At 56.2% G+C, this 1,651-nt stretch carries 1 protein-coding gene and 1 pseudogene; one reads left to right on the forward strand and one right to left on the reverse strand.

Annotated elements, in window-relative coordinates; genetic code table 11:
* Positions 1 to 222 precede the first annotated feature (222 nt).
* A pseudogene (locus tag ACR3FF_RS26955) lies at positions 223 to 543 on the forward strand (zinc ribbon domain-containing protein); the annotation flags it as partial.
* 10 nt (positions 544 to 553) lie between these two features.
* On the opposite strand, the gene ACR3FF_RS26960 reads toward ACR3FF_RS26955, so the two are convergent.
* The gene (locus ACR3FF_RS26960; RefSeq protein WP_458191156.1) at positions 554 to 1,525 is read right to left on the reverse strand and encodes a M14 family zinc carboxypeptidase; all 972 of its coding nucleotides are present in this window, start codon (positions 1,523 to 1,525) and stop codon (positions 554 to 556) included.
* Positions 1,526 to 1,651 lie beyond the last annotated feature (126 nt).

Genomic DNA, 1,651 nt, shown 5'->3' on the forward strand with positions numbered 1-1,651 from the left:
GATACCTTCTCGACTCTCCGCAGCGTTCGTAGGGTTCTTCGTCTCGCTTTCGGTGTCCTTCCGGTGTGAGACCGAGCTTTTGCTGCCGCCGTTATCGAGAGAGTGGACAACTAGCGATAGTCAGTACGGGGTTGCGGCCAGCTACTGAGTAGAGTACCCACTGACACGACACGCTGTCTCTCCATGTCGCTCACCCGGTTAGTCTGGCTGAGAGTATGAGTGAAATCAGCGATGGCGAGTTCACGGAACTACAATGTCGAACCGGAAGGGACGACGAAGGAGTGTGCGGCGTGCGGTGTCTCGACGGACAAGCCGTTGTGGGTTCGCGAACATTCCTGTCCGTCGTGCGGGTTCACCGCCGACCAAGACTGGAACGCGGCATGGAACATTCTTTCTCGCGGTGTGAAACATGTAGGAGAGGGACGCTCCGAATCAACGACTGTGGAGACTGCGCTCCCTACGGGACCCACCACGGTTCCTGCAAAGCGCGTCATCGAAGCAGGAAGCCCCACCCTCAAGCGCGAGCCGTCAGGCAAGCAGTAGGGTGGGTAGTTCACCGAGTAGGAACGTCGACGCCGTGTGGATTGCCGAGAGAGTCACCCGTGAGTGGGATGTCCCAGTATTTCTCTGCATCGACGTCTGCGATGGAACCGTCAGCCATCGCTTCGAATGTTGCCAGGAAACCAACGGTCGTCGCCTGAATCATCTGTCCGATGCCTTGCTGACCTCGGTCATCTGTCTGCCCAGTCACTTCGTAGAGAAGCCCTGCCGCGCCTGTCTGCGGACAAACCGTATCGAGATACGACCCCCACAGCGGATAATACCCGTATCGAGTAATACTGTCGAAGATGCTATCGCCACGTCCGGCGAGTGCGTTTTCAATGAGCACGTTCAGCTGGAGCGACCGTTCGCTCGTTTCTGCATCGATGAACGGGTCAACGATCTGCTCAACCGGTGCATTGGGATCGTTGAATGGAGATCGATTGCGGTATACTGGTCCATATGCGGGCATCACGCTCATGATGGTCTGTTTCGGTGGTTGATTTCTATCACCGGAGCCAGGGTAGAGATATCGACCTTGATGGTGGTGAGTAATGGCGTAATCTGGATCGGCACGGAGTGCGGAGGCAGCAACTGCGCGTACTTCGGGTGTGAGCATTAGACCGCTACTCTGGAGCGTGTATCCTTCGTATTCCACATCGTAGTACCGCTCTTGGAACCACGACGCCGTCTGGTCGTCGATGGCATCAGCGTTGAGCGAGATGTTGAAATCACGGTTCATGTCGTAGCCTGGCGGCGCATCGTTGGGAACGGCATAGTGGTAGTACGGTTCGTACTTCGAGTCACCCGGTTGCCACGCTTGGGTGTTCGTTCGGCGGCCGATCCATTCTTTTCTCCCGTCGTCGTCGATATCGTACTCGAACATCGCCCCGTCTGGGTTCACCCGTGGGATGATGGTGAACGAAAGTCCGTTGAGTAATCGCTCGACTTGTCTGGAGTTGCCGAGTGCGAGTTCGCGAATCAACTTGAGGGCATTCGTATTCGGTTAAGACGTAAAACCAGCATACAGTGCTGCATTCACCTCCTCAAGAAGCGTCTGGCGTGACGGAGCTGGTTGTCTCGCCTCTCGATACCACGTGTTCGGGAGATT

The organism is Haladaptatus ordinarius, assembly GCF_054177595.1.